General features: G+C 62.8%; 2 protein-coding genes. One reads left to right on the forward strand and one right to left on the reverse strand.

Translation table 11 applies throughout. The features are described from left to right. Positions 1–1,680, reverse strand: a 1,680-nt coding sequence (locus A3754_RS13300; protein ID WP_156496983.1) for a phosphoenolpyruvate carboxylase, incomplete at its 3' end; no start/stop codon positions are given. A gap of 181 nt (positions 1,681–1,861) precedes the next feature. Here A3754_RS13300 and A3754_RS13305 point away from each other — a divergent pair. After that, on the forward strand, positions 1,862–2,704 hold an 843-nt coding region (locus A3754_RS13305), incomplete at its 3' end, for a hypothetical protein (protein WP_063520077.1).

Consider the following 2,704-nt stretch of genomic DNA (forward strand, 5'->3'; position numbering starts at 1 on the left):
AGCGCCGAGAAAACCGGCGTCCTTGGCGGAATCGGAATAGCCAATCATCACTTCCTGGCCCGCCGCCACCCGCTCCCGGTAGAACGGCAGCGCCAACAGGGCCGACATGGTCTGCTCGGCGCCGTCCAGATCGTCCAGGGTTTCAAATAGCGGCACCACGCGCATGGGCTCGCGGACACCAGCGATTTTCTGCAGCAGCATCACCGCCATCACATCGGACGGCGTGGTCGCCATGGAAATCACGTAGGCCCCCAGCCCTTCACTGCCCTGCTCGGCAATCACCTCACAGGTGGCCAACACCTCGGCCACCTCGGGGGTACAGTGTTCACTATCGCGGAAGGCGGCATCAATGAGCGGCCGGCGCGCCTGCAGTTCCTCTACCAGAAACGCCTGGCGGGCCGCTTCATCCCAGTCGTTGTAACTGCCAAGCTGCAGATAGCGGGTAATCGCATTCAGCACCTCACTGTGGCGGGTGGATTCCTGGCGGATATCCAGCCGCAACAGGGTAATCCCGAAGCAGTTCAGGCGGCGCAGGGTGTTCTTCAAATCACCGTCGGCGATATCGCTCAACCCCACGGCGCGTAACGAGCGATCCAGCATCTGCAGCGGCGCCATCAGTTCTTCGCGGCGCAGGTACGCGTCCCCCTCCGGCACCGGCAAGCCTTCCACCTGCGCTTCCATTTGGCGACGGGTCAGGCGCAGGCGGCTGCGCACATCGCGCAACAACACCCGGTACGGTTCGTGGGTGGGGCCCGTGGCGGCCAGCAGTTCCTCACTGGCGGCTTTCATGGACAAGTCCGCCAGCAAATTCTCCACATCCCGCAGGTACAGATCCGCCGCCATCCAGCGCGCCAGCAGCAACACTTCGCGGGTCACCGGGGCGGTGACGTTGGGGTTGCCGTCCCGGTCACCGCCCATCCATGAGGCCAGCTTCACCGGCGCCCAGTCTGCTGGCGGCGCGGGCAGGCCCTGCTCGGCCAGCTGCGCTTCCAGCCGGCGTAAGACATCCGGTACGGCCTGCCACAGGGATTGCTCAATGGTGGCAAAGCCCCATTTGGCTTCGTCCACCGGGGTGGGCTTTTCACGGCGGATTTCATCGGTGCACCAGGCCGCCAGGATCACCCGGCGCAGCCGTTCACGGCGCAACTGGCGCTCGTCATCATTAAGATCGGAACGGTCCAGCTCACTGAGCAGATCAGCCATCTGGTCATACTTGCGAATCAGGGTGCGACGAGTGACCTCGGTGGGGTGCGCGGTCAGCACCAGCTCCACGGAAAGATCTTCCAGCGTGCCCGAGATCTGCGGTTGTGCAATTTGGTTATCCGCCAGACGCTGCAACACATCCTGCAACCCCTGATCGGTCCCCGCGTCCCCCGGATACCGCTGGTGCTGACGATGCAAGCGCTCCCGGTGATGCTGCTCGGCAATATTACTCAGGTTGAGAAACTGGCTGAACGCCCGGGCCACTTCCAGCAGGGTGGCGTCGTCCAGGGGAGAGAGCAGGTCGCGTAGCGACGCCAGCGACTCGCCTCCCTCGGTGCGCGTCGCCACAGAGGCCTGGCGGATTTTTTCCACCGTCTCATACATGGAATCGCCGGCCTGCTGGCGCAGGCATTCACCCAACAAGTCGCCCAACAAGCGGACATCGTCACGCAATGGTGCATTTACATTGTGATCCACTGTGCCTCCTTACGGTGCAGGAACATTCGCCAACGCCTACCATACCGACTCTTCAGGTCCAGACCATGACCGGTAAACGCCTCTCAACGTACAGTTTTAACAAGATTACACCGCCGGGCATCTTTATTCCGCTGCCACGGTGCCGCAACATAGGCCCCCTAATGAACCTGGGATCGACTCAATGATGAACACCTCAAGCCGTATCACCTCGGATCAGGGTGTGGTGCTGATGCAGTATCTGGCGCGGGCGCTGTTTGCGGGCCTGGCGGTGATGTATTTCCACCATGCGGACCATTTTTTCTTCACCCTGCCCCAGGCGACACCGTGGCTGCTGTTCAGCGCCTATATCGGCATTCAGCTTTTGCTGTTGATCTGGCGCCCGGCCAATGCTGACGCCTTCGCTTCCGCGCTCGACCTGCTGACCCTGGGTATCGTGCTGCTACTGGATGCTGGCGACCCACCGCCAACCATGGCCCTGCTGTTTATCGCCGTGCTCAGTAACGGCCTGCTGCATGGGCTCAAGCGTTTCCTGATCATGCTCGCCGGGGCCGAAATCGTGCTGGCGTTTGTGTTACCCATCCGCCTGAGCTACACCGATGCCCCCACCGCTTCTGCCAGCCTGTTCCTGGTCGCGGCACTCAGCGCCTGCATGCTCTATTTCGGCTTGATGATCTGGCGTAACCAGCATCTGTCCCGGGCCGCACTGGAAGCCACCTGGCGCGACCCGGATACCGACTTCATCAGCCGCGAAGCCCTGGTCAGTACCGCTGGCTGGCTAGTGCCACTGCATGATCGCATTTCCTCGCCGCTGACCCTGGCGCTGGTGCAACACAACGAACTGCCACTCCTGGCCGACCGGGTCGCCCAACGCATCCGCCGCAGCGATGTGGCCGCCCGCTATGATGAACAACACTTGGCCCTGCTGCTGCCCTGCACCGCCACGGCCGCCGCCGAGCAGCTGCTCAATGATCTGCGCGACCGGCATCCGGGCCTGCGCGCCGCCGTAATGACCCTGACCGATGGC

This window comes from Alcanivorax sp. HI0083 (assembly GCF_001635175.1).